We start from the raw sequence: 24,240 nt of genomic DNA on the forward strand, positions 1-24,240 counted from the left end.
ACAGGACCGCGATTACCAGCTGCCGGTGGTCTTGAACTCGGCGATGCCCTTCTTGAAGGCACCTTCGATGTCGTTGTCCCAACCGCCGGTGGCGTTGACCTTGCTGATCAGCTCGCCCTGGGTGTTGGCGAAGTGGGCGTGCAGGCCTTCTTCGAACGCCAGCAGCTTGTTGACCGGCACGTCGTCGAGGTAACCCTCGTTGACGGCGTAGATCGACAGCGCCTGGTTGGCGATCGACATCGGCGCATACTGCTTCTGCTTCATCAGCTCGGTGACGCGCTGGCCACGCTCCAGCTGCTTGCGGGTCGCTTCGTCCAGGTCCGAGGCGAACTGCGCGAACGCAGCCAGCTCACGGTACTGGGCCAGCGAGATGCGGATGCCGCCCGACAGCTTCTTGATGATCTTGGTCTGGGCCGAGCCACCGACGCGCGACACCGAGATACCGGCGTTCACGGCCGGGCGGATGCCGGCGTTGAACAGGTCGGTTTCCAGGAAGATCTGGCCGTCGGTGATCGAGATCACGTTGGTCGGAACGAAGGCGGACACGTCGCCGGCCTGGGTCTCGATGATCGGCAGCGCGGTCAGCGAACCGGTCTTGCCGGTGACCTTGCCTTCGGTGAACTTCTCGACGTATTCCTCGGACACGCGGGCAGCGCGCTCGAGCAGACGGGAGTGCAGGTAGAACACGTCACCCGGGTAGGCTTCACGGCCCGGCGGACGCTTCAGCAGCAGCGAGATCTGGCGGTAGGCAACGGCCTGCTTGGACAGATCGTCGTACACGATCAGCGCGTCTTCGCCGCGGTCCATGAAGTACTCACCCATGGTGCAGCCCGAGTAGGCGCTGATGTACTGCATGGCAGCCGATTCGGAAGCGGTCGCGGCCACCACGATGGTGTGGGCCAGCGCGCCGTTCTCTTCCAGCTTGCGCACGATGTTGGCGATGGTCGACGCCTTCTGGCCGATCGCAACGTACACGCACTTGATGCCGGTGCCCTTCTGGTTGATCACCGCATCGATCGCCATGGCGGTCTTGCCGGTCTGGCGGTCACCGATGATCAGCTCGCGCTGGCCACGGCCGATCGGGATCATCGAGTCGACCGACTTGTAACCGGTCTGCACCGGCTGGTCGACCGACTTGCGCCAGATCACGCCCGGCGCAACACGCTCCACCGGAGCGGTCAGGTCGGTGCCCAGCGGGCCCTTGCCGTCGATCGGCTCGCCCAGCGCGTTCACGACGCGGCCCAGCAGTTCCGGGCCGACCGGCACTTCCAGGATGCGGCCGGTGGTCTTGGCGACGTCGCCTTCGCGCAGGTGCTCGTAGTCACCCAGGACCACGGCGCCGACCGAGTCGCGCTCCAGGTTCAGGGCCAGGGCGAAGGTGTTGTTCGGCAGTTCGATCATTTCGCCCTGCATCACGTCGGCCAGACCGAAGATGCGCACGATGCCGTCGGACACGCTGGTCACGGTGCCTTCGTTGCGCGATTCCGCGGCCAGCTTGACCTTCTCGATGCGGTTCTTGATCAGTTCGCTGATTTCGGAGGGGTTGAGCGTGGTTGCCATCGTCAAGTCCTAGTGCCGGCAGCGGGGCCGGACGTTAAATGAATTCAGTTAGCGAGCGCGGTCTGCAGACGGGCCAGCTTGCCCTTCAGCGAACCATCGATGACCACGTCGCCGGCGTCGATCACGGCGCCGCCGATCAGCGAAGCATCGACCGCGGTGGTCACGTCGACCTCGCGGTTGAAGCGCTTGCGCAGCGCAGCCTTGATCGCGTCCAGCTCGCCGGCCGACAGCTCGGAAGCCGAGGTCACCGTGGTCTTGACCACGTGCTCGGCTTCGGCGCGCAGGGCGTCGAACATGCCGGAGATTTCCGGCAGCAGCGGCAGACGATGCGATTCGGCCAGGATGGCCAGGAAGCGCGAGTAGGTCTCGCCGTGCGAGACCGGCGCCAGCAGGGCGACGGCGTCGTCACGACCCAGCTCCGGGTTGGCGAGCAGGGCCGCCACGCGCGGGTCGGCGGCGACGTGGGCGGAGAACGCCAGGGCGTCCGACCACGGCGCGAACGCACCTTCGTCGCGCGCGGTCGCGAACGCGGCGCGGGCGTACGGGCGGGCAAGCGTGAGGGCCTGGCTCATCCTTAGATCTCCGAGGCCAGCTCGTCGAGCAGCGCCTTGTGGGCGTTGGCGTCGATTTCGCGCTTGAGCAGCTTTTCGGCACCGGTCACGGCCAGCGCGGACACCTGCTTGCGCAGATCTTCACGGGCACGGTTGGCGGCGGCGTCGATTTCAGCCTGGGCCAGTTCCTTCTGACGGGTGGCTTCGGTGATCGCTTCGTTACGGGCTGCATCAACGATCTGGTTGGCACGCGCGTGGGCCTGATCGATGATCTCGTTGGCCTTGGTGCGGGCTTCCTTCAGCGCTTCGTTGACCTTCTCCTGCGCCTGGGCCAGATCTTTCTGGCTGCGGTCGGCAGCAGCGAGGCCTTCAGCAATCTTCTGCTGGCGCTCTTCGATCGCGTTCATCAGCGGCGGCCAGATCTTGGTCGCGATGATCCAGATCAGACCAGCGAAGGCCAGCGCCTGCGCAAGAAGGGTGAAATTGATATTCATGGTTAGCTCGATCGCTGGTTTCGGGGTGGACGTGCCGCCGAAGCGGCACATCCGGCCTTCATCCGAAACCGGGTGCATCAGCACCCGGTCGTCTCAAACCGCTGTATCAGCCGGCCAGAGCCTTGGTGACGGCGCCAGCAAAGGCAGCCGACAGCGGGTTGGCGAAGGCCAGCAGCAGGCCAACGGCGACCGAGATGATGAACGCGGCGTCGATCAGGCCGGCGGTGATGAACATGCGGACCTGCAGGACCGGGATCAGTTCCGGCTGGCGCGCGGCCGACTCCAGGAACTTACCAGCCATGATGGCCAGACCCAGACCGGCGCCCAGCGCGGCCAGGCCGATCATGATGCCGACGGCAAGGGCGGTGGAGCTCTGAATCTGCGCGAAGTTGGTCAGGACGGCGAAGTACATGGTTATCTCCAGGAACTTAAGTTGCTAAGGGTGATGAAACGGATGAAGGTTGAAACGCGTTGAAGCTTGAAACTCAGTGAGCGTCTTCCGACAGGCTCAGGTACACGATCGACAGCATCATGAAGATGAAGGCCTGCAGCGGGATCACCAGCAGGTGGAACAGCATCCAGCCGAGGCCGAACACACCACCCGCGATGGCGCCGAAGAAACCGGCACCACCCAGCACCCAGATCAGCAGGAACACGATTTCGCCGCCGAACATGTTGCCGAACAGTCGCATCGCCAGCGAGATCGGCTTGCTCAGCCACTCGACGATGTTGAGGATCAGGTTGAACGGCATCATCCACTTGCCGAACGGCGCCGTCAGGAATTCCTTGACGAAGCCGACCAGGCCCTTGGACTTGAGCGCGAAGAACAGCATCAGGAAGAACACGCTGATGGCCATGCCGAGGGTGGCATTGACGTCAGCGGTCGGCACCGGCTTCCAGTAGTGCACGCCCACCCATTCCAGCGGCTTGGCGATGAAATCGGCCGGGATCATCTTCAGCAGATTCATCAACAGGATCCAGAAGAAGATCGTGATGGCGATCGGCGTGACCAGCTTGCTCTTGCCGTGGTAGGTGTCCTTGGCCTGGCGGTCGACGAACTCCAGGCAGATCTCGACGAAGGCCTGCCACTTGCCCGGCACGCCGGCGGTGGCCTTGCGGGTCCCCAGCCAGAACGCGACAACGATCACCAGGCCCATCAGGACGGCGGTGAGGAAGGTATCGACGTGGATATGCCAGAACATACCCTCACCCTTGCCGACCGGTGCGGTCAGGTTGTGCAGGTGATGCTGGATGTAGCTGGTAGGGGTTAGAGCCTCGCCCGCCATGTGTCCGGAACCTTCAGTTAATTGAATTCTGTCAACGCCTGGCCATGGCCAGGACCTGGAACATCAAGCCGACGGCGATACCGGCCAACAGCGCCAATGCAGGCAGCTTGAAGACCAGGAACCCCACCAGCAGGACGCCGAAAACCACGACCCACTTGGCCACGATCGCAATGATCAGGCGAGCCATCGCCGATCCTGCGGCCACCGCACCACCGCCCAGAGCCATCCGTGCCGCAACCCAGCCGCCGGCCGAAATGGCCACACCGGACGCCAGCGCGCCGAGGGCATACTTCGGACCTACCAGCAGGAAGGCCAGGGCCAGGACAGCCACCGCGGCCAGCGGGTAGACCGCGGCGCGCAGCATCAGTCGCCGACCCGCATCAACGGAGTTCAGCACAGGACGTCCCGCGTGGTTGCAAGTGGAGGGCTGAGGCGGCTACAGCAGGGGGGCCTCATCGAGCCGCCAAATTATAGCAATGGGACAATTTGCGAGACAACCGCTGCCTGTTCATCCCTGGAAGCCGCAAGTTGCGGTAACGGTTACATTTTTGCGTGCCACCCGGGGGACAATGACGTCCGCGTGATGCTGCACTGCAGTATTGAACTTTGGTCGCAGGCGCGGAACTTTCGCCGGATGCGCCGGTCCGATCTTTCGACCTGCCTGCAGCAACCTCGTCGACGCTCCGCCCCGCAGGTCCCACGATGGCCCCGAAGCCCGGCTCCGGGGCCATCTTTTTGCGTCGTCGCGACAGGGCTGAACCGTGCACACTCCGTGGACCATACGTTCACGGATGGTGGACGGCGGCGTCCGGCACAGTGGTCTTCATTCTGATGAACCACTGCAAGGACTCTTCGATGCGCCCCGTACCCACCCTGCTCGCCCTTTCCCTGCTCGCTGCCGGCGCCTCGTTCGCCAATGCCGCCCACGCCGCCGAAGGCGACGACCGCTTCGCCATCCGTCTGGGTGCGATGAACATCGATTCGGACAACACGCTGCGTGGCAGCACCACCGTGGCCGGCCAGGACATTTCCCTGGACCAGGACTTCAAGCTGGGTGGCAAGGAATGGGAGCCGCGCATCGACGGCATGTTCCGCATCAGCAACCGTCAGCGCCTGCTGTTCAACTACTTCAAGTACGACAAGGACCGTCGCGAGACGCTTGACCAGGGCATTTCCTTCGGCGGTGAGAGCGTGCCGGCCGGCAGCTTCGTGAAGGGCGAGCTGAAGTACCAGGTGGCCAGCCTGGTCTATGACTACTCGGTCGTCGATACCGACACCTTCGACCTGGGCCTGCAGATCGGTGGCGAGTACGCCAAGGTCAGCACCAAGGGCTACGCGGACCTGGGCACGGTGTATGAAGGCCAGTTCCTCAACGAGAAGGCCGATGGCGTGGCACCGGTGGTGGGTGCGCGCATGACCTTCACTCCGTCCGAGCGCTGGATGATCACGCTGCAGGGCCAGTACCTGAACACGCGCTGGGGCAGTTTCGATGACTACAAGGGTGACCTGAGCCGCGCCAATGCGATCGTCGATTACCGCTTCACCAAGAACTTCGGTGTGTTCGCGGGCTACGACTGGTTCAAGCTGGACGTGGACAAGAAGGGCAGCGACGGCACGGTCGGCCTGAAGCAGGAATTCAAGGGCCCGGTGGCCGGTATCAGCTTCGTGTTCTGATCCCCTGCCCCTTCCACGGCATCTTCTCTCCTGGCGCGGCCTCCGGAACATCGGGGCCGCGTTTTTTGTGGGTTGCTGGCAGAGAGCAGAAGCGGGGTTGGTCGAGCGCTGGAGGGAGCGGGGGCTGCGTGCGAATGTCCCCCGGCGCCGGCCTGCGGCCGACGCCTCCTCCTTTACTTCGCACACAACCCCCGCTCCCTCCGCGTGTCAGGCATCCCGGCGGCCCAGGCACTGGCTCTCGACTATCTGCAAGCCGAGCCGCTGCACGGGTGGCAATTGCCGTAGACGCATGCGTGGTCGAGCGCTGGGGGAAGAGGGGCTTGCGTGCGAATGTCCCCCGGCGCCGGCCTACGGCCGTCACCTCCTCCTTTACTTCGCACACAAGCCCCTCTTCCCCCGCGTGTCAGGCATCCAGGCGGGCCAGGCTGTGGCTCTCGACTATCCGCAAGCCGAGCCGCTGCGCGGGTGGCGGGCATTTCGACAAAGTAAAGGAGGAGGCGACCGCCGCAGGCGGGCGACGGGGGACATTTGTCGAAATGCCTGCCACCCGCGCAGCGGCCCCACCCTTTGCTGCAGCACTGATCGAAGAAAAAAAGCCCCGGCAGATGCCAGGGCTTTTCGTTCGGAACGGCGCGGACGCCTTACTTCTTCTTCGGCATGTACAGATCGGTGATCGTGCCGTCGTAGATTTCCGAGGCCATCGCCACCGACTCGCTCAGCGTCGGATGCGCATGGATGGTGTGGCCGATGTCTTCCGCTTCCGCACCCATCTCGATCGCCAGGCCGATCTCGGCCAGCAGGTCGCCGGCATGCACGCCGACGATCGCGCCACCGATGATGCGGTGGGTCTCTTCGTCGAAGATCAGCTTGGTGAAGCCCTCGGTGCGACCGATGCCGATCGCGCGGCCACTGGCGGCCCACGGGAACTTGGCCACGCCGACCTTCAGGCCCTTGGCCTTGGCTTCGGTCTCGGTCACGCCGACCCAGGCGATTTCCGGGTTGGTGTAGGCCACCGACGGAATCACGCGGGCGACCCACTCCTTCTTGTGGCCGGCTGCCACTTCAGCGGCCAGCTTGCCCTCGTGCGTGGCCTTGTGGGCCAGCATCGGGTTGCCGACGATGTCGCCGATGGCAAAGATGTGCGGCACGTTGGTACGCATCTGCCGATCGACCGGGATGAAGCCGCGGTCGGTGACCTGCACGCCGGCCTTCTCGGCATCGATCTTCTTGCCGTTCGGCGAGCGGCCCACGGCCACCAGCACGCGGTCGAAGGTGCCCTGCGCCAGCGCAGGCGCCTGGCCTTCCTCGGCGGCTTCGAAGGTCACGGTGATGCCCTTGGCATCGGCGGTGACGCCCGAGGCCTTGGTCTTCAGGTGCACGTCGATGCCCTGCTTCTTCAGGCGGTCGGCCAGCGGCTTGACCAGGTCCTTGTCGGCGCCGGGCATCAGCTGGTCCATGAACTCGACCACGGTGACCTTGCTGCCCAGCGCGCTGTACACGGTGGCCATTTCCAGGCCGATGATGCCGCCGCCGACGACCAGCAGCGAGCCCGGCACTTCGGCCAGCTCCAGCGCATCGGTGGAATCCATCACGCGCTTGTCGTCCCACGGGAAGTTCGGCAGCTTCACCGCCTGCGAACCGGCGGCGATGATGCACTTCTGGAAGCGCAGCAGCTGGGTGCTGCCGTCAGCCGCGGTGATTTCCAGCTCGTTGGCCGAAACAAACCTGCCGACGCCCTGCACGTTGCGGACCTTGCGTTGCTTGGCCATGCCGGCCAGGCCCTTGGTCAGCTGGTTGACGACCTTTTCCTTGTACGCGCGCAGCTTGTCCAGGGTGATGGTCGGCTTGCCGAACTCGACGCCGAAATCACCGGCGTGGGCAACCTCGTCGATGACCGCTGCGGCGTGCAGCAGCGCCTTGGACGGAATGCAGCCCACGTTGAGGCAGACGCCGCCGAGGCTGGCGTAACGTTCGACCAGCACCGTATCCAGGCCGACGTCGGCGGCGCGGAACGCAGCCGTGTAGCCGCCCGGGCCCGAGCCCAGCACGACCATTTCGCACTCGATATCGGCCGGCTTGCCACTGGACAGCGCCGGCTTCGGCGCAGCCGGTTCGGCCGGGGCACGGTGCGACGGGGTCACCGGCGGCTTGCTGGCCGGGGCGGCCGCAGCGGGCGCCGGCGCAACGGCCTTGGCCGGGGCTTCGGCGGCACCTTCAGCATCCAGCACCACGACCACGGCGCCTTCGGACAGGGTATCGCCCAGCTTGACCTTGATTTCCTTGACCACACCAGCTGCCGAGGACGGCACTTCCAGGGTGGCCTTGTCCGACTCCAGGGTCACCAGACCCTGATCCTTCTTCACCGTGTCGCCAACGGCGACCAACACTTCGATCACCGGCACATCGCTGTAATCGCCGATGTCGGGAACCTTGACTTCAATCGTGGCCATGGTGGGTTTTCCTCGTGCCCGCCCGGCGGCGCCGGCGGGCTGTCACTGCATCTGTTCACGCGGCCGCGCCAGGGGCTGCGGCCGCACGGTGGGGGCGAAGCGGTGCCTTACAGCAGCACGCGGCGCATGTCGGCCAGTACCTGCGACAGGTACGTGGTGAAGCGTGCGGCCAGTGCGCCGTCGATGACGCGGTGGTCGTAGCTCAGCGACAGCGGCAGCATCAGCTTCGGTGCGAATTCCTTGCCGTTCCAGACCGGCTGGATGGACGACTTGGAGACGCCGAGGATGGCCACTTCCGGTGCGTTGACGATCGGGGTGAACGCGGTGCCGCCGATGCCGCCCAACGAGCTGATCGAGAAGCAGCCGCCGCTCATGTCCGCCGGGCCCAGCTTGCCGTCGCGTGCCTTCTTGGCCAGTTCGCCGGTTTCCTGGGCGATCTGCACCACACCCTTCTTGTCCACGTCGCGGATGACCGGCACGACCAGGCCGTTCGGCGTGTCGGCGGCGAAACCGATGTGGAAGTACTTCTTCAGGGTCAGGTTTTCACCGCTGGCATCGAGCGAGGCGTTGAATTCCGGGAACTTCTTCAGCGCCGCGGCGCTGGCCTTGATCAGGAAGGCGAGCATGGTCAGCTTGATGCCGGCCTTCTCGTTCTCCTTGTTCAACGCCACGCGCAGGCCTTCCAGGTCGGTGATGTCGGCCTGCTCGAACTGGGTGACGTGCGGGATCATGGCCCAGTTGCGGGCCAGGTTCGCACCGGAGATCTTCTTGATGCGCGACAGCGGCTGGACTTCGGTCTCGCCGAACTTGCTGAAGTCGACCTTCGGCCACGGCAGCAGGTTCAGGCCACCACCAGCGGCGACGGCGCCACCGGCAGCGGCCGGCACGCCACCGCTGAGCGCGGCCTTGACGAACTTCTGTACGTCACCCTTGGTGATGCGGCCACCCTTCTCGGTGCCGTTGATCTGCAGCAGGTCCACGCCCAGCTCGCGGGCGAACACGCGCACCGCCGGGGTGGCGTACGGCACCTTGGCCGGCAGCACGCCATCGGCATTGAACTGCACCGGCGGGCTGGACGGGGCACCGGCCGAGGCGATCTCGCGGGCCGCCAGCTTGTCCGGCTGCGCCGGCACAGCAACCGGCTCGACCTTGGTGGCGGTCTCTGCGGCAGCCGGAGCGGCAGCAGCAGCGGCCTTGGTCGGCGCCGGCGCGGCAGCGCCCTCGGCTTCGATGATGGCAACCACGTCGCCTTGCGACAGATTGTCGCCCACCTTGACCTTGATCTCCTTGACCACGCCGGCCACAGACGACGGCACTTCCATGGTGGCCTTGTCGCTTTCCAGCGTGACCAGGCCCTGGTCCTTCTTGACCGTATCGCCCACGGCGACCAGCACTTCGATGACCGGAATGCCGGCGTAGTCGCCGATGTCCGGCACCAGGGCTTCAACCGCACCACCGCTGGCAGCCGGAGCGGCCGGCGCAGCTGCGGCCGGCGCGCTCTGGGTGGCGGCAGCCGGGGCAGCGGCCTTGGCCGGTGCCGGTGCCGGTGCGGCCGGCTTGGCGGCTTCGGCTTCGCCTTCGGCCACTTCGATCAGGGCCACGACCTTGCCTTCGGACAGGCTGTCGCCCACTTTGACCTTGAGCTCCTTGACCACGCCCGCCACCGAGGACGGCACTTCCATGGTCGCCTTGTCGCTTTCCAGCGTCACCAGGCCCTGGTCCTTCTTGACCGTGTCGCCGACGGCGACAAGCACCTCGATTACCGGGATATCGCTGTAGTCACCGATATCGGGGACAAGTGCTTCCTTGATTTCGGCCATGGGGATAACTCCGGCAATCTGGTGTAGGGAAACGTCTATTGTGCGGCCAGCGGGGTCCAGCGCCAACCGTTACAGGTGTTTTCAGTACGCACGCAGCCGGGACAGGCTGTTGCCCATGGGTCGGGTGCGCGACCAGTCGGTAGCGTATTGTCCAGGCGATGTCCGCTTCATGTCGCCCGCGCGTCGGCCACCGGCTGCCAGGCCTGGCGCAGGCGCGGCAACGACCACGCCGCATTGGCAGGGCTGGTCGACGGCAGCGCGACCACCTTCGGCGGGGCCTCCAGCCGCGGCAACACCCAGCGCTGGAATGCCTGCAATGACGCGCCGCCATTGCAGCCGATCAGCGTCAGCTCAGGCAACGTGGCGATCAGTTCCGGCAGTGCATTGGCCACTTCCGTGCCACGCACGATGTCCGCATCCAGGCTGCCGCGCCGCTCGCAGCGCCCGATCACATCCCACAGGCCGATGCCTGCGGCCTTCAACGCCTGCAGCCGTTGCGCATAGGGCAGATCCGCGTCGAAACCGCAGATATCGGCCATCAGCGGCCAGAAGCGGTTGCGAGGATGCGCGTAGTAGCGCTGCTCCTGCAGGGATGCCACGCCTGGCATCGAGCCCAGCAGCAGCACCCGGCATCCCACGTTCACCTGCGCTGGCAGGCCAATGCACAACGTTGCCGTGCTCACATCTTCTCCAACTGCATGAATGTCGGCGAGAGCAGAAAACGCCATGAATAAAGGCATTCCGCACCCGTCGCTGAACAAGGAAAACTATTTTTTAACGTGCGTCGGATTCGATTCATGTTGGGGCGACTACGGTGTGCTCGCCCCGCAACCGGGGGCCCAAAACAAGAAACATTAGGAGATACCCCCATGCGCTCCATCCGTATCCTGAGTCTCGCCCTGCTGACCTCCGCCGCCTTCGCGCCGGCCGCTTTCGCCCAGGACAGCAGCACCACCGATACCGCTTCGGGCAAGCATTTTGCCGTTGTTGGCGGCATCTCGCTGCTGGAGCCGAAGAACGACCCGATCACCGGCGTGAAGAAGACCGACGGTGGCCCGGCGCCGACCGTCAGCTTCAGCTACTACATCAACGACAACTGGGCCGTTGAGCTGTGGGGCGCTGCCGACAAGTTCGACAACAAGTTCAAGGGCCCGAACAACGCCCGCCTGGGTTCGGTCGAGCAGCAGCCGGTCGCGCTGAGCGGCCAGTACCACTTCGGGCAGGCCGACAACGTGTTCCGCCCGTTCGTGGGCGTGGGCTACTACCAGTCGAGCTTCAGCAACGAGAAGCTGGGCAACGGCGCTGACACCGACATCCGCTTCAAGGATGCCAAGGGCGTGATCGGCACCGTCGGCGTCGACATGAACATCAACTCCACCTGGTTCGCCCGCGCTGACGCCCGCTACATGCGCGCCCGCCCGGACATCAAGGTCGGCGGCGAGAAGATCGGCGAAGCCAAGATGGATCCGTGGACCGTCGGCTTCGGCATCGGCGCCCGCTTCTGATCCAGGCAGCACCTGCTTCACTGATGCAACGCGACGGGCCCTTCGGGGCCCGTCGTCGTTTCCGTCACCCGCGTTCCGCGTGTAGAGCCGAGCCCATGCTCGGCTGCTTTTTTGTAGAGTCGAGCCAAGCCCCCTATCCCGAGTCGAGCGGCGGGCTCCGCGCGCATTGCGATGCGTTACGTTCAATGGCGCCCACGGTCAAGGGTGGCGCGGCTCGGCTCTACAGACACAGGACGCGGAGACACGATGGACGACGTCGACCTGCTGGTGATCGGTGGCGGCATCAATGGCGCCGGCATCGCCCGTGACGCCAGCGGTCGCGGCCTGCGCGTGCTGCTGTGCGAACAGCATGACCTGGCCGCGCACACCTCCAGCGCCAGCAGCAAGCTGATCCACGGCGGCCTGCGCTACCTGGAGCAGGGCGAGTTCGGGCTGGTGCGCAAGGCGCTGGGCGAACGCGAGGTGGTGCGCCGGCAGGCGCCCCATCTGGTCCATCCGCTGCGCTTCGTCCTGCCGTGGGAACCGCACCTGCGCCCACGCTGGATGCTGCGCGCGGGGCTGTGGCTGTACGACCATCTGGGCCGGCGCAGCCCCGCCTTCCCCGCGTCACGCGCACTGGAACTGCAGCACGATCCGCTCGGCCAGTGGCTCTCCCCGGCGCTGCGGCAGGCCTTCAGCTACGCCGATGCGCAGGTCGATGACGCGCGGCTGGTACTGCTCAACGCCCTGGATGCCGCGCAGCGGGGCGCACAGGTGCAGGTGCGCAGCCGCTGCATCGACCTGCACCCCGTGCAGGGCCGGTGGCGGGCCGTTCTGGAATCCGCCGATGGCCAGCGGCACCCCGTGAATGCCCGCGCCGTGGTCAATGCGGCGGGCCCGTGGGCCGGGGGCCTGCTGGAACGGATGCAGACGCGCAGCGGCGCCCCTGCGCTGCGCCTGGTGCAGGGCAGCCACATCGTGCTGCGCAGGCCCTGGCCCGATGACAGCGCCTGCCTGCTGCAGCAGCCCGACGGACGGGTGGTGTTCCTGCTGCCTTTCGCCCACGACCACCTGCTGGTGGGCACCACCGATATCGACTATCGCGGTGACCCGGCGCGCTGCAGCGTGCTGCCTTCCGAGGTGATCTACCTGTGCGAAGCGGCCAATCGCTACCTGCGTGACCCCATCGCCCCGGACGAGGTGGTCTGGGCGTTCGCCGGTGTCCGTCCATTGCTGGCCGACCCGGATCCGCGCGCAGCGCAGCTGAGCCGCGACTACCGCCTGCAGGTGCAGGTGGACCCGGCACCGGCGCTGCATGTACTGGGCGGCAAGCTGACCACCTACCGGGTGCTGGCCGAGGAGGCACTGGACCTGCTGCGCCCTGCCCTGCCACAGATGGGACCGGCCTGGACGGCGCGCGGAGACCCGCTGCCGGGCAGCGACTGGGGCGACGCCGCACAGGCGTGCTCGCGCCTGCTGGCGCTGGCACCGTGGTTGCCCGCAGGTATCGCGCGACGCTGGGCCGGGGCCTATGGCAGTCGCAGCGCGGAACTGCTGCAGGGTGTACAGGGCCTGCACGATCTGGGCGAGGACTTCGGCGGTGGCCTGCATGCACGCGAAGTGGACTTCCTGCGCGAACGCGAGTGGGCGTGTGACACCGACGATATCCTGTGGCGCCGGAGCAAGCTGGGGTTGCGGCTGGATGCTGCGCAGGTGGCACGGCTGCAGGCGTGGATGGAGGGTCGGATCCCTTTCCCACGGAAAGGGCTCTGACCCCCGTGATGCCACGTGTGCCAACCCAGGTTGGCAGCTACCAGGGCAGCCGCGCGCGACGCGATCGATGCATTAGGATTTCCCCATCGCCATTGGAGACGCTGCATGACGCCCCGCTACGTGCTGGCCATCGACCAGGGCACCACCAGCTCGCGCGCGATCCTGTTCGACCGCGCCGGCGACATCGTCGGCAGCGCGCAGCGCGAGTTCGCGCAGATCTTCCCGCAGCCCGGCTGGGTCGAGCATGACCCGCGCGAGATCCTTACCAGCGTCTATGCCACATTGACCGAACTGCTCAGCCGCGGGCAGATCGACCCACGCCATATCGCCGCGCTGGGCATCACCAACCAGCGCGAAACCACCGTGGTCTGGGACCGTGCCACCGGCCAGCCGATCCACAACGCCATCGTCTGGCAATCGCGGCAGAGCCACGCCATCTGCGAGCGGCTGAAGTCCGACGGGCATGAAGCACTGATCCGCGAGCGGACCGGGCTGCTGATCGACGCCTATTTCTCCGCGACCAAGGTGCGCTGGATCCTCGACCACGTGGATGGTGCGCAGCAGCGCGCCGAACGTGGTGAGCTGCTGTTCGGCACCATCGACAGCTGGCTGGTGTGGAACCTCAGCGGTGGCCAGGCACATGTGACTGACTACAGCAATGCGGCACGCACGCTGCTGTTCAACATCCACACGCTGGACTGGGATGACGACCTGCTGGCCCTGCTCGACATTCCGCGCGCGATGCTGCCGCAGGTGCGCGACTCCAGCGCGGTGTACGCACACACCCGGCCGCAGTTCTTCTTCGACCACCCGATCCCCATCGCCGGCATCGCCGGTGACCAGCAGGCGGCGCTGTTCGGCCAGGCTTGTTTCCAGCCGGGCATGGTCAAGAACACCTATGGCACCGGTTGCTTCATGTTGATGCACACCGGCGCGCAGGCGGTGCGGTCGCGCAACGGCCTGCTGACCACCATTGCCTGGGGCCTGGACGGGCGCGTGGAGTACGCGCTGGAGGGTTCGATCTTCATCGCCGGCTCGGTGGTGCAGTGGCTGCGCGATGGACTACGCATGATCGAACGCGCCAGCGACAGCCAGGCGCTGGCTGCGCAGGTGCCCGACAGTGGCGGCGCCTACCTGGTGCCGGCGTTCGTCGGCCTCGGCGCGCCCTATTGGCGCAGTGATGTGCGCGGTGCGATGTTCGGCCTGACCCGTGGCACCCGCAAGGCGCACTTCGTGCGCGCCGCGCTGGAAGCGATGGCCTACCAGACCCGCGATGTACTCGATGCGATGCAGTCCGATGCGGGTATCGCGCTGACCGAGCTGCGCGCTGATGGCGGTGCGATCGGCAACGACTTCCTGGCCGGTTTCCAGGCCGACATTCTCGGTGTGCCGCTGCTGCGGCCGCGACTGACCGAGACCACCGCGCTGGGTGCGGCCTATCTGGCCGGCCTGGCAGTGGGGTTCTGGAACAGCCGCGAACAGATCGCCGCGCAATGGGGCCTGGACCGGCGCTTCGAGCCACGGATGGAGGTGGCCCGGCGCGAGAAACTGTATGCGGGATGGCAGCAGGCGGTGGCCGCGACCCTCGCCTTCCACGTCGATTGAAACGGCAATGCCCTGCCCTGCTGCGGCACGTGGAGTGACACTGTAGAGCCGAGCCATGCTCGGCTGCTGCTGGCGGGATACCGCAAAAAGCAGAGCCGAGCATAGGCTCGGCTCTACAGGCGAATGGGCGCTGGCGTCAGAACGCCGGCAGCACCGCGCCCTTGTACTTGGTCTCGATGAACGCCTTCACCTGCGGGCTGGTCAGGGCCTTGGCCAGCTTCTGCACGCGGGCGTCGTCCTTGTTGTCCGGGCGCGCGACCAGGAAATTCACGTACGGCGAGTCCTTGCTCTCGATCGCCAGCGCATCCTGGGTCGGGTTGAGGCCTGCGTCCAGCGCGTAGTTGGTATTGATCAGGGCCAGGTCGACCTGGTCCAGCACGCGCGGCAGCATCGCCGAGTCCAGCTCGCGGAACTTCAGGTTCTTCGGATTGGCGATGATGTCGCGCTGGGTCGCCAGTGCGTTGGTCGGGTCCTTCAGCTCGATCACGCCGGCCTTGTGCAGCAGGATCAGCGCGCGGCTGTTGTTGCTCGGATCGTTCGGGATCACCACGTCGGCGCCTTCGCGCAGCTCGGCCAGCGACTTGACCTTGCGCGAGTACGCACCGAACGGCTCGATGTGCACGCCGATCACCTTCACCAGGTCGGTCTTGCGGTCGCGGTTGTAGGCATCCAGGTAGGGCTCGGTCTGGAAGTAGTTCGCATCCACCTGCTTCTGCACCAGCTGGTCGTTGGGCTGCACGTAGTCATTGAACACCCGCACGTCCAGGTCCACGCCTTCCTGCTTGAGGATCGGCTTGACCACCTCGAGGATCTCGGCATGCGGCACGGCCGTGGCGGCCACCACCAGCTTCTGCGAGGGCTCGCCGGACTTGCCGCAGGCGGTCAGGGCCAGCGCAGCGGCGAGCAGGGGCAGCAACAGGGTCTTTTTCATGGGGGATTGAATTCTCGGGGGAGTGTCAGGAGTTTTCGTAGTTGCTCAGGGCCAGCTCAAGCAACGCCTTGGCCTGCTCGCGCAGCATCATGGGCTCGACGATCTCGGCATCCGAGCCGTAATGCAGCACATCCATCAGCAGCTCGCGCGAGACGCTGTACGGCACCTTCAGCTCATAGCGGCCGTCGGCCAGGAAGCGGCCCTGCTGCTTGGAATGCCAGTGCTCGTCGGCCACCCAGCGCGCGGCCTTGGCGCTGAACAGGATGGTCGCCCAGCCCTTCGGCGCGCCAGAGAAGATGCCGTAGCTGGCGCCGAGCTGCTCGTCCAGCTCGCTGTCGGCGACGTCGCGCGCGGTGCTGTCGACCACCCGCGCCTTGTGGATGCGGTCGACCGCGAAACTGCGCAGGGCGTCGCGGTCATGGTCCCAGGCATCCAGGTACCAGTTGTCGCGATAGTGGGTCAGGCGCTGCGGCGAGACGGTGCGCTTGGTCGGCTCGTCGGTGGAACGGGCACGGTACTCGAACGCCAGCTGGCGGCGCTCCAGCACGGCCGATGCGACGCTGCGGAAGCTGCCTTCGTCAAACTTGCGGCCACGGTGCGGAATCACCCGCACGCGGTCGACCGGCCAGCTGGACACGCCGGCCTGGGCCGCCAGCAGGCTCTCGATGCGTTGCTGCAGCGGTGCCAGCACCGACGACAGCACACCACCGCCGGTCCGCGCCAGCAGGTGCTGCGAGGCCAGCAGGGCATGCAGCTCCTCCGAGCTGAGCCACAGGCCGGGCAGCTCGAAACGGTCGCTCTCGTCAGCCTGGTAGCGGAAGCCCGCCTCGCCGTCGCCCTCGATCGGTGCCATCAGCGCATCGCGCAGGAAGGCCAGGTCGCGGTAGACGGTGGCGCGGGAACAACCGAGCTTGTCCTGCAGGGTCGCCACCGTCACCGGATAGCGCGCGGACTTGAGCAGACGATGCAGGGCGGTGATGCGTTCGTATCGGTCCATACCCCCGATTATGTCCGAGTCGCGGGTCTTGTGTGGGACGTTTGGGCTATCGTGGTCGGCCCCACCCCCATGGAATGCCCGATGCGCCGGTTGCCTGCCCTGTCCCTGCTGGCCTGCCTGCTGCTGGCCGCCTGTGATCGCGCGCCGGCGCCGGCCGGCGCCGAGCCCCCGGTACCCGTCGCCGATCCGACGCAGGCGGTGCTGGGCGCCAGCCAGCGTTTCGCGGCCCTGCGCAGCTTCCACGCCGAACTGGAGGTGCTGGGCGCGCCGCAGCCGGTACGCAGCGGCATGGACTTCGTCGCGCCCGATCGTTTCCGGGTGGAGACGCCGGCGGGGCCGCAGACCATCATCGGCGACACCATGTTCCTGCAGGCCGACGGCGCGATCCGCCAGGTGCCGACCCCGCCCGGCCTGCTCGAGCAGTGGCGCAACCCGCTGCCCGCCGATGCCCTGCCCGCCGATCTGAAGGCCGAAGATCTCGGCAGCCAGTCGCTGGACGGGGTGCAGACCCGGCACTACCGGCTGCGCGGCACCCAGCCCGGGGAACGCCTGGAGTACTGGGTGGATGCCCAGGGCCTGCCACGCCAGATCGTACGCAGCGGCAGCAGCAATGGCCGCAGCTTCCAGCTGCGCCTGCGCTATTCGCGCTTCAACGACCCTGAGGTGCGCGTCGATCTGCCCTGAATAGGCGACCGCGCCAACGTTCGCTGAAGCGCGCATTGGATCGATTCGGACCGCCATCACGCTTCCAGTATCATCACCGGCTGTCAACCGTTCCGGAGAAGCCTCGATGTCCCTGCGCGTGTCCCTGCTGATCCCCCTGCTGCTGTGTGCGCCACTCGCATACGCGCAGGATGCCTCCGAGCTGGCGGCGATGTCCTCGCCGTGGAGCGGCAGCGGCGGCGAGCTCGGCTTTGCCTCGGCACGCGGCAACAGCAGCACCGAGAGCTTCAACGGCCGTCTGCGCCTGCGCTACACCGACGGTGACTGGGTGCACAGCATGGATCTGTTCGGCCTGCGCTCCAGCTCCAAGGTGACCGAAACCAACGACGACGGCACCACCACCCGCCGCAACAACACCACCGCCAACCGCTACACCGGCAGTGCCGGCAGCGCGCTGCAGCTGGGCGAACACCGCCAGCTGACCGCGACGGTGCGTACGGAACGCGACGACTTCGCCACCTACGACCGCCAGAGCTCGTTCGGTCTGGGTTACGGCACCCGCCTGTGGAACACCGAGCGCTTCTCGTTCGACGCGCAGATCGGCCCCGGTGTGCGCCGCACCCACAGCACCGAGGACGACCGCACCCGCACCGGCCTGATCGGCCGTGGCCTGTTCGACATGAAGTATTCGCTGACTGACAACACCGACCTGGTCAACACGCTGCTGGTCGAATCCGGTTCGTACAACACCTTCGGCCAGAACGACTTCGGTGTCTCGGTGAGCATGAACGAGCACCTGGCACTGAAGGCCGGCTGGCAGGCGCGCTACAACAGTGACGTGGCCGAGGACAAGCGCAAGACCGATACGCTGACCACGATGAACGTGGTCTACAAGTTCAAGTAAGCAGAACGGGTGCCAGGGCGCCCGTTCTTCTTCCGGTAGTGCCGGCCGCTGGCCGGCAACTGCGTTCAAGTGGTGGCACGCGGTTGCCGGCCAGCGGCCGGCACTACCGGCGGTAGCTCAGACGTTCAGCAGTTCGCCGGCACCGGCTTCCAGCAGCATCTTCGCCACGCGCTGGCCCAGCGCCTCCGGATCCCGGGCCGGGCCCACCGCCTCGGCGCGCACCGCACGACCATCGCTGGCACTGCCGACCAGGCCCTGCAGGTGCAGGTCGTCGCCCTGCCACTGCGCGATGGCCGCCACCGGCACGTGGCAGCTGCCATGCAACGCGCGGTTCATCGCCCGCTCGGCTTCCACGCAGGCGCGCGTAGCGGCGTCATCAAGCGTGGCGAACAGCGCCATCAGGCGCGTATTGCCACCGTCGCACTCCACCGCCACCGCGCCCTGCGCCGGTGCCGGCAGCCACTGCGGCGGCTGCAGGCGCGCGACGATGCGCCCGCCCAGGCCCAGGCGCTCCAGGCCGGCCACGGCCAGCACGATGGCGTCGTAGCCACCATTGTCGAGCTTGGCCAGGCGGGTGTTGACGTTGCCGCGCAGGTCCAGCAATTCCAGATCCGGGCGCAGCGCGCGCAGCTGGGCCTGGCGGCGCAGCGATGAGGTGCCGACCCGCGCACCGATCGGCAGCGCGTCCAGCGAGGCGTACAGGTTGGAGACGAAACCATCGGCTGGATCGTGGCGGGTCAGCATCGCCGGCAGCGCGAAGGGTTCGTCCAGTTCCATCGGCACATCCTTCAGCGAGTGCACGGCGCAGTCGGCCTCACCGCGCAGCATGGCCAGCTCCAGCTCCTTCAGGAACAGGCCCTTGCCACCGATGGCGGCCAGCGAGCGGTCGAGCACCTCGTCACCGCGGGTGCTCATCGGCACCAGTTCCACATGCAGCCCGGGATGGGCCTGGCGCAGGCGGTTGGCGACGTGTTCGCTTTGCCAGAGGGCGAGCGGGCTCTTGCGGGTGGCGATGCGGACGGTTTCCATCCGGTCATTATCGCGCCTTCGGCGCGGATACGGCCAACGGCGGAGCCCCTCGTGGCTGGTGCTATCAAAGCAGAAGCCGTGCTTGGCCGGGGCGGTGGGGTCATGCGGGGACGCCGTGAACCCATCCCTGGGGGCTTGGCCGCGGCATCCATGCCGCGGACACCCCGCATGACCCCACCGCCCCGGCCCCTGACAGTTTCCGTGTGCGCCAGCCACGGAAGATCAAAAAAAAGAGTGCAGAAGCAAAGGCAACAGCCGACGGCTTCCGGGGTCACGGCTTCCGGGGTCAGATCCCTTTTCCGCAGGAAAAGGGATCTGACCCCTCTTCCCCCACCCGATAACAACAATGCCTTTGCCGTCCGACGCGGGAAAAACGAGAGGGTTGAGCCGGGGTGGGGTGGCGGGACCGTTGGCGCCATGGATGGCGCCATCGAGCCCCCAGGGATGGGTCTACGGCGTGTCCCGCCACCCCACCCCGGCCCGACCCAGCACGTAAGAACAACGAGCCGGCCAACCTGCTGTTGATCTTGATGTTGATGTTGATCTGTAAGCAGTCGCGGCCGCAGGCCGCGCGGGACCACTCACAGATGCCGCAGTTCCTGCTTCAGCGTCGCCACACAGCGGCGGCTGACTTCCAGCGGCTGCCTGCCATGCCGCAGCACCGCCTGCACCTGCCCGCCGGAGCCGCGGCGCAGCTCCACCAGCTCGTGCCGCGCCACCAGGCAGTTGCGATGGATACGGATGAAACGGCTGGCGAACTCTTCCTCCAGCGACTTCAGCGATTCCTCGATCAGGTCCTCGCCGCGCGCGTGGTGCACCACCACGTACTTCTCTTCGGCCTGCAGGTAGTGGATGTCGTCCAGCGGAATCAGCCGCAGGCTGCCGCGCAGGCGTGCGCACAGTACGCTGCGTGCCTGCTGCCCGCTGTGCGCCTGCGGCTGGCCATCGCGACCGGCCAGGAACGTGCGTGCCCGTGCAATCGCCGCTGCCAGGCGTTCGGCGCGCACCGGCTTCATCAGGTAATCGATGGCTGCCGCTTCGAAGGCCGACAGCGCATGCGCATCGTAGGCAGTGCAGAACACCACCGCCGGCCGCGGTTCGAAGCTGGCCAGGTGGCGGGCTGCTTCCAGGCCGTCCAGCCCAGGCATTGCGATGTCCAGCAGGACCAGGTCCGGCTGCAGCTCCGCGCACGCGTGCAGGGCCTGCTCGCCGTTGCCGGCCTCGGCCACCACGTCCACGCCGTCCTGTGCGGCCAACAGGCTGCGCAGGCGCTCACGCGCCAGTGGTTCGTCATCGGCGATGACTACCCTCACGATCGTCCCCTCACTGGATCGGCACTGTCACCTGGCAGGCATAGTAGCCCTCGCTCCAGCCAGCCGTCATCCGCGCGGCACTGCCAAAGCGCCAGGCCAGCCGATGGCCGATGCTGTGCTGGGCATGGCCAGCCCCCCGCGCCAGGGCCAGCCCGGGCGCCTGCGGATCAGGCGCGGGATTGCGCACGCGGATCTGCAGATCGTTGCCCTCGCGCAGCAGCTGCAGCTCGATGGTGCCGCCCTCGGGCAGGCGCGAAATGCCATGCAGCACGGCGTTTTCCACCAGCGGCTGCAGTACCAGCCTTGGCAGTGGCAGGTCCCACGGCAGCGGCTCGTCACGCTGCCAGCGCACCTGCAGGCGTTCGCCCAGGCGCAGCGATTCGATCGACAGGTAGCGCTCGGCCAGTTCGCATTCGTCGCGCAGGGTGGAATCGCCCTCGCCTGCACCGAGCGCAGCACGGAACAGATCGGACAGGTCGAGCACGGCACGCTCGGCCACCGCCGGGTCCCGATGCAGCAGGCTGGCGATGAGGTTCATGCTGTTGAACAGGAAATGCGGGCGGATGCGCGCCTGCAGCGCATCGGCCTGCGCGCGCGCATTGGCCTGCACCTGGGCCGCCCAGCGGTCGCTGACATAGAAGTAGCGCAGCGCCAGCGCGCTGATCAGCGCGGTGGTGGCGGCGCTGCCGAGGGTGAAGCGCCAGAAGCTGATGCCGTTGGCGAAACTGTCACCCAGCACCGCGTACAGCGCGTGCACGATGCCGGCGCAGACCACCGCGATCAGGGCCGCCAGTGCGATGGCAGCGACCGCCCCCATCACCTGCGGCAGCCTGGACAGCGCCTGCCGCAGCAGGCACAGGCTGGCGGTCACGGCCAGCGCCAGCCACAGCGCGAAGCCGCTGGCCGACAGCAGCTCGCCAACGGTCCAGTGGCGGCTGCCATCCGGGGCCAGGGCCAGCACCACCACCACCAGCTCGGCCAGGCCCAGCATCGCCGCCAGCCGCGGCAGGCGGCACAGTTCCGGCATCCACGGCGATGGGCTGGCCAGGGGCATGGCTCAGGCCGCGCCCAGCCGTTCCTGCAGCCAGTCACCCAGTGCCTGGATTTCCTCGGCACAGACCTGGTGGGCCATCGGGTAGCTGTGCCACGCCACGTCCAGGCCCAGCGTACGCAGCGCCTGTGCGCTGTGGGCGGCGACGGCCTGCGGGATCACCGGGTCGCCACTGCCATGGGCCATGAACACCGGCACCTGCACGGCACCTTCAGCACGACGGGCACTGTCGGCCTCGGGCAGATAGGTGGACAGGGCGATCAGGCCGGCCAGTGGCGCGGTGCGCGCCAGCGCGGCGGTCAGGATGATCGCCCCGCCCTGCGAGAAGCCGGCCAGGAAGATCTTCTCCGCCGCGACGCCACGCTCGATCTCGCGCGCGATCAGCGCGTCCAGCTGCACCACCGATTCCTGCACGCCGGCCATGTCGGCACGCGACCGGAAGTCCATGCCGACGATGTCGTACCAGCCGCGCATGGGCACGCCGTTGTTGATCGTGATCGGCCGCACCGGTGCGTGCGGGAACACGAAGCGCAGCGCCGGCCAGTGCGGCCGCACCAGCTCCGGCACGATCGGCGCGAAATCATGGCCATCGGCGCCGAGGCCGTGGAGCCAGATCACCGACCACCGCGGCGAGGCGCCGGTTTCCTGTTCCACCGTTTGCAGCATGATGCGGCTCCTTCAAGTTCGAGCCGCATTATGCCGCTGGCGTGGGGCAATCAGTACAGCGGCGGTTGCTCGGCCGCTTCGCGCCGCAGCTGCGCGGCGCGGACCAGTACCGGTGGCGGGATGTTCTCTTCGGGAATGTCCAGCAGGCCCAGGCGATGCAGGAAGGCGCCCGGACCACGCGAGGAGGTCAGCGCCACCACCGGAATGGCCAACACCATGCCGATCACCACCGGCGCCATCCACGCCGCCAGCGACGGCGACACGGCCCAGGCCAGCACGCCCATGAAGGCGCCGAACACACCCAGGCCACCGTAGCCGCGGATCAGTGCCAGCCACGAGATGCCGCCGTCGTCACGCTGCTGCGCATCCCAGCCGGAATCGCGGCCGGACAACACTTCGGCCACGCCCCGCGACTGCACGTACATCACCACCGGCGCCATCAGCGCGGCCAGCACGGTTTCCACCAGCATCGACACGAAGGCACGGATCGCACCGCCGCAGCCACGGCGGTCGACCGGGTCCAGCAGCATCGCCAGGTAACCGAGCACCTTGGGCAGCAGCAGTACCGCCATCGTGGCGGCGAACAGGCGCACCACCTGCTCTTCGTCCTGTGCGCGCCAGTACACGCTGGGCGACAGGTGCAGCAGGGCATTGAAGTCGATGCCCTCCTGGAACAGCGGGATGGCGATGCCGATCAGCATCAGCATTGCCCACATCGGTGCGGTGAAATAGTGGCCGATGCCGATCAGCATGTGCGTGCGGCTGATCCAGTGCAGGCCGCGGCTGCCCACGACCTTGCCGTGCTGCAGGTTGCCCTGGCACCAGCGGCGGTCGCGTACCAGCAGATCGGTCAGCGTCGGCGGGCCCTCTTCATAGCTGCCACCGAGGTAGGGCACCATGTGCGCGGCCCAGCCGCCACGACGCATCAACGCTGCTTCGACGAAGTCATGGCTGAGCACGTGGCCGCCGAACGGCTTGCGCCCCGGCAGCGCCGGCAGGCCGGCGTGGTCGGCGAAGGCGCGGGTACGGATGATGGCGTTGTGGCCCCAGTAGTTGCTCTCGGCGCCATGCCACCAGGCCACGCCACGGGCGATCACCGGCCCGTACACGCGGCCACCGAACTGCTGCATGCGTGCGAACAGGGTGCGGCCGCCGATCACCGACGGCAGGGTCTGGATCAGGCCGACGTCGGCGTTGTGCTCCATGCCGGCCACCAGGCGCACGATGCTGTCGCCGGTCATCAGGCTGTCGGCGTCGAGGATCAGCATCTGCGGGTAGGCACCGCCGAAGCGACGGACCCAGTCGGCGATGTTGCCGGCCTTGCGCCCGCTGTTGTCACCACGGCGGCGGTAGAACAGGCGGATCTGCCCGTCCGGCACCCGCTCGCGCAGCTCGCCGAACACCCGCTCCTCGGCAGCGGCGATGTCCTCGCGACGGGTATCGCTGAGCACGAAGAAATCGAATCGGCCGAGCTGGCCGGTGGCCGCCACCGACTCGTAGATCGCCTGCAGGCCCGCCAGCAGGCGGCGCGGGTCTTCGTTGTAGGTCGGCATCAGCAGCGCGGTGCGGCTGTGCACGGTCGGCAGCGGCTTGTCCGGGTCGATGCCGAGGCGATAGCCACGGTCGAACACGGCGGTCAGGAAGCCGGCCAGGGCGCTGGCGAAAGACAGCGCGATCCAGGCAAACAGGCCAACGAACAGCACCAGCAGGCAGGCTTCGAGCACGCTGATGCCATTGGCCGACAGCACCCGCCACATCATCCGCGTGGCCACGGCGGTCATGCCGAGCGTGCCACCGAAGATGTACAGCCGGCGCAGGCCGATCAGGCGCGGCGACGTGCGATGCCGCCGGACCTTCAGTGCACCTTCGCGCAGAGTCTGTTCGGGCATCTGCAACGGCGATTCAGCGGGCAGCAGCGCCCAGCCGGCGTCGAGCCGGGGCGTTTCTGCTTCCGCATGGATGGTCTGCACCCCCATCGCCGCCTACTCC

22 protein-coding genes are annotated in these 24,240 nt (G+C 67.0%); 6 read left to right on the forward strand and 16 right to left on the reverse strand.

The features are described 5' to 3' along the window. Window positions 1-12: 12 nt before the first annotated feature. From atpA to AC5P56_RS01400, 6 genes are all read right to left on the reverse strand, one after another. On the reverse strand, window positions 13-1,560 hold the full coding sequence (atpA, locus tag AC5P56_RS01375) for a F0F1 ATP synthase subunit alpha (protein WP_005419511.1): 1,548 nt from the start codon (window positions 1,558-1,560) through the stop codon (window positions 13-15). 44 nt (window positions 1,561-1,604) lie between these two features. Beyond that, entirely contained in the window at window positions 1,605-2,132 is a 528-nt protein-coding gene (locus AC5P56_RS01380) for a F0F1 ATP synthase subunit delta (protein ID WP_495231404.1), read from the reverse strand. Window positions 2,133-2,134: 2 nt separating this feature from the next. Continuing rightward, the gene (locus AC5P56_RS01385) at window positions 2,135-2,605 is read right to left on the reverse strand and encodes a F0F1 ATP synthase subunit B (RefSeq protein WP_005419512.1); all 471 of its coding nucleotides are present in this window, start codon (window positions 2,603-2,605) and stop codon (window positions 2,135-2,137) included. A 106-nt stretch (window positions 2,606-2,711) separates the two neighbouring features. Further along, entirely contained in the window at window positions 2,712-3,017 is a 306-nt protein-coding gene (gene atpE / locus AC5P56_RS01390; RefSeq protein ID WP_005411133.1) for a F0F1 ATP synthase subunit C, read from the reverse strand. A gap of 73 nt (window positions 3,018-3,090) precedes the next feature. Continuing rightward, window positions 3,091-3,891 (reverse strand): F0F1 ATP synthase subunit A, encoded by an 801-nt coding sequence (gene atpB, locus AC5P56_RS01395; protein ID WP_014038569.1) that lies wholly within the window; start codon window positions 3,889-3,891, stop codon window positions 3,091-3,093. A 31-nt stretch (window positions 3,892-3,922) separates the two neighbouring features. Beyond that, window positions 3,923-4,288, reverse strand: coding sequence for a hypothetical protein (locus AC5P56_RS01400; protein WP_014648497.1), 366 nt, complete (start codon window positions 4,286-4,288; stop codon window positions 3,923-3,925). Window positions 4,289-4,746: 458 nt separating this feature from the next. Between AC5P56_RS01400 and AC5P56_RS01405 the strand changes: the two genes are divergently transcribed. Further along, window positions 4,747-5,565: a hypothetical protein gene (locus tag AC5P56_RS01405; protein WP_046432636.1), complete on the forward strand. Its 819-nt coding sequence runs from the start codon at window positions 4,747-4,749 to the stop codon at window positions 5,563-5,565. Between the two features lie 641 nt (window positions 5,566-6,206). Here the strand turns inward: AC5P56_RS01405 and lpdA are convergent. From lpdA to AC5P56_RS01420, 3 genes are all read right to left on the reverse strand, one after another. Next, complete coding sequence (gene lpdA, locus AC5P56_RS01410; RefSeq protein WP_346601687.1) at window positions 6,207-8,015, reverse strand: dihydrolipoyl dehydrogenase; 1,809 nt, start codon at window positions 8,013-8,015, stop codon at window positions 6,207-6,209. Between the two features lie 107 nt (window positions 8,016-8,122). Next, entirely contained in the window at window positions 8,123-9,835 is a 1,713-nt protein-coding gene (aceF, locus tag AC5P56_RS01415) for a dihydrolipoyllysine-residue acetyltransferase (RefSeq protein ID WP_495231405.1), read from the reverse strand. 167 nt (window positions 9,836-10,002) lie between these two features. Continuing rightward, window positions 10,003-10,518, reverse strand: a complete 516-nt coding sequence (locus AC5P56_RS01420; RefSeq protein WP_049440016.1) for a DNA-deoxyinosine glycosylase — start codon at window positions 10,516-10,518, stop codon at window positions 10,003-10,005. A gap of 186 nt (window positions 10,519-10,704) precedes the next feature. Between AC5P56_RS01420 and AC5P56_RS01425 the strand changes: the two genes are divergently transcribed. The 3 genes from AC5P56_RS01425 to glpK all read left to right on the forward strand — a co-directional run bounded on the left by AC5P56_RS01425 (window position 10,705) and on the right by glpK (window position 14,697). Continuing rightward, window positions 10,705-11,340: an OmpW/AlkL family protein gene (locus AC5P56_RS01425; protein ID WP_014648503.1), complete on the forward strand. Its 636-nt coding sequence runs from the start codon at window positions 10,705-10,707 to the stop codon at window positions 11,338-11,340. Between the two features lie 246 nt (window positions 11,341-11,586). After that, window positions 11,587-13,092 (forward strand): glycerol-3-phosphate dehydrogenase, encoded by a 1,506-nt coding sequence (gene glpD, locus AC5P56_RS01430; RefSeq protein ID WP_495231406.1) that lies wholly within the window; start codon window positions 11,587-11,589, stop codon window positions 13,090-13,092. A 105-nt stretch (window positions 13,093-13,197) separates the two neighbouring features. Further along, window positions 13,198-14,697: a glycerol kinase GlpK gene (gene glpK, locus AC5P56_RS01435; RefSeq protein WP_046432650.1), complete on the forward strand. Its 1,500-nt coding sequence runs from the start codon at window positions 13,198-13,200 to the stop codon at window positions 14,695-14,697. 136 nt (window positions 14,698-14,833) lie between these two features. Here the strand turns inward: glpK and AC5P56_RS01440 are convergent, their stop codons facing one another. Further along, entirely contained in the window at window positions 14,834-15,628 is a 795-nt protein-coding gene (locus AC5P56_RS01440) for a MetQ/NlpA family ABC transporter substrate-binding protein (protein ID WP_014648506.1), read from the reverse strand. A gap of 25 nt (window positions 15,629-15,653) precedes the next feature. Further along, window positions 15,654-16,625 (reverse strand): helix-turn-helix transcriptional regulator, encoded by a 972-nt coding sequence (locus AC5P56_RS01445; protein ID WP_014648507.1) that lies wholly within the window; start codon window positions 16,623-16,625, stop codon window positions 15,654-15,656. An 81-nt stretch (window positions 16,626-16,706) separates the two neighbouring features. Here AC5P56_RS01445 and AC5P56_RS01450 point away from each other — a divergent pair, with 81 nt between their 5' ends. Together AC5P56_RS01450 and AC5P56_RS01455 are read left to right on the forward strand one after the other, a co-directional pair. Further along, a complete protein-coding gene (locus AC5P56_RS01450; protein ID WP_111206398.1) occupies window positions 16,707-17,309 on the forward strand; it encodes a LolA-like protein in 603 nt (200 codons plus the stop codon). A gap of 106 nt (window positions 17,310-17,415) precedes the next feature. Further along, a complete protein-coding gene (locus AC5P56_RS01455; RefSeq protein ID WP_032961276.1) occupies window positions 17,416-18,192 on the forward strand; it encodes a DUF481 domain-containing protein in 777 nt (258 codons plus the stop codon). Between the two features lie 117 nt (window positions 18,193-18,309). On the opposite strand, the gene hemC is transcribed toward AC5P56_RS01455, so the two are convergent. From hemC to mdoH, 5 genes are all read right to left on the reverse strand, one after another. Continuing rightward, window positions 18,310-19,221, reverse strand: coding sequence for a hydroxymethylbilane synthase (gene hemC / locus AC5P56_RS01460; protein ID WP_014648510.1), 912 nt, complete (start codon window positions 19,219-19,221; stop codon window positions 18,310-18,312). A gap of 581 nt (window positions 19,222-19,802) precedes the next feature. Further along, on the reverse strand, window positions 19,803-20,534 hold the full coding sequence (locus AC5P56_RS01465) for a LytR/AlgR family response regulator transcription factor (RefSeq protein WP_014648511.1): 732 nt from the start codon (window positions 20,532-20,534) through the stop codon (window positions 19,803-19,805). A gap of 10 nt (window positions 20,535-20,544) precedes the next feature. Continuing rightward, window positions 20,545-21,588, reverse strand: a complete 1,044-nt coding sequence (locus tag AC5P56_RS01470; protein WP_014648512.1) for a sensor histidine kinase — start codon at window positions 21,586-21,588, stop codon at window positions 20,545-20,547. Window positions 21,589-21,591: 3 nt separating this feature from the next. Next, window positions 21,592-22,251 (reverse strand): alpha/beta hydrolase, encoded by a 660-nt coding sequence (locus AC5P56_RS01475; protein ID WP_227864671.1) that lies wholly within the window; start codon window positions 22,249-22,251, stop codon window positions 21,592-21,594. 50 nt (window positions 22,252-22,301) lie between these two features. Then, entirely contained in the window at window positions 22,302-24,227 is a 1,926-nt protein-coding gene (mdoH, locus tag AC5P56_RS01480) for a glucans biosynthesis glucosyltransferase MdoH (RefSeq protein WP_041863849.1), read from the reverse strand. Between the last annotated feature and the right edge of the window lie 13 nt (window positions 24,228-24,240).

The organism is Stenotrophomonas sp. YJH_SMC_131, assembly GCF_059367975.1.

What these genes read in the sequence shown, in the direction of transcription:
- atpA (WP_005419511.1), bottom strand. Translation starts at nt 1,560, where the DNA reads ATGGCAACCACGCTCAACCCCTCCGAAATCAGCGAACTGATCAAGAAC.
- AC5P56_RS01380 (WP_495231404.1), bottom strand. Translation starts at nt 2,132, where the DNA reads ATGAGCCAGGCCCTCACGCTTGCCCGCCCGTACGCCCGCGCCGCGTTC.
- AC5P56_RS01385 (WP_005419512.1), bottom strand. Translation starts at nt 2,605, where the DNA reads ATGAATATCAATTTCACCCTTCTTGCGCAGGCGCTGGCCTTCGCTGGT.
- atpE (WP_005411133.1), bottom strand. Translation starts at nt 3,017, where the DNA reads ATGTACTTCGCCGTCCTGACCAACTTCGCGCAGATTCAGAGCTCCACC.
- atpB (WP_014038569.1), bottom strand. Translation starts at nt 3,891, where the DNA reads ATGGCGGGCGAGGCTCTAACCCCTACCAGCTACATCCAGCATCACCTG.
- AC5P56_RS01405 (WP_046432636.1), top strand. Translation starts at nt 4,747, where the DNA reads ATGCGCCCCGTACCCACCCTGCTCGCCCTTTCCCTGCTCGCTGCCGGC.
- lpdA (WP_346601687.1), bottom strand. Translation starts at nt 8,015, where the DNA reads ATGGCCACGATTGAAGTCAAGGTTCCCGACATCGGCGATTACAGCGAT.
- aceF (WP_495231405.1), bottom strand. Translation starts at nt 9,835, where the DNA reads ATGGCCGAAATCAAGGAAGCACTTGTCCCCGATATCGGTGACTACAGC.
- AC5P56_RS01425 (WP_014648503.1), top strand. Translation starts at nt 10,705, where the DNA reads ATGCGCTCCATCCGTATCCTGAGTCTCGCCCTGCTGACCTCCGCCGCC.
- glpD (WP_495231406.1), top strand. Translation starts at nt 11,587, where the DNA reads ATGGACGACGTCGACCTGCTGGTGATCGGTGGCGGCATCAATGGCGCC.
- glpK (WP_046432650.1), top strand. Translation starts at nt 13,198, where the DNA reads ATGACGCCCCGCTACGTGCTGGCCATCGACCAGGGCACCACCAGCTCG.
- AC5P56_RS01440 (WP_014648506.1), bottom strand. Translation starts at nt 15,628, where the DNA reads ATGAAAAAGACCCTGTTGCTGCCCCTGCTCGCCGCTGCGCTGGCCCTG.
- AC5P56_RS01445 (WP_014648507.1), bottom strand. Translation starts at nt 16,625, where the DNA reads ATGGACCGATACGAACGCATCACCGCCCTGCATCGTCTGCTCAAGTCC.
- AC5P56_RS01450 (WP_111206398.1), top strand. Translation starts at nt 16,707, where the DNA reads ATGCGCCGGTTGCCTGCCCTGTCCCTGCTGGCCTGCCTGCTGCTGGCC.
- AC5P56_RS01455 (WP_032961276.1), top strand. Translation starts at nt 17,416, where the DNA reads ATGTCCCTGCGCGTGTCCCTGCTGATCCCCCTGCTGCTGTGTGCGCCA.
- hemC (WP_014648510.1), bottom strand. Translation starts at nt 19,221, where the DNA reads ATGGAAACCGTCCGCATCGCCACCCGCAAGAGCCCGCTCGCCCTCTGG.
- AC5P56_RS01470 (WP_014648512.1), bottom strand. Translation starts at nt 21,588, where the DNA reads ATGCCCCTGGCCAGCCCATCGCCGTGGATGCCGGAACTGTGCCGCCTG.
- AC5P56_RS01475 (WP_227864671.1), bottom strand. Translation starts at nt 22,251, where the DNA reads ATGCTGCAAACGGTGGAACAGGAAACCGGCGCCTCGCCGCGGTGGTCG.
- mdoH (WP_041863849.1), bottom strand. Translation starts at nt 24,227, where the DNA reads ATGGGGGTGCAGACCATCCATGCGGAAGCAGAAACGCCCCGGCTCGAC.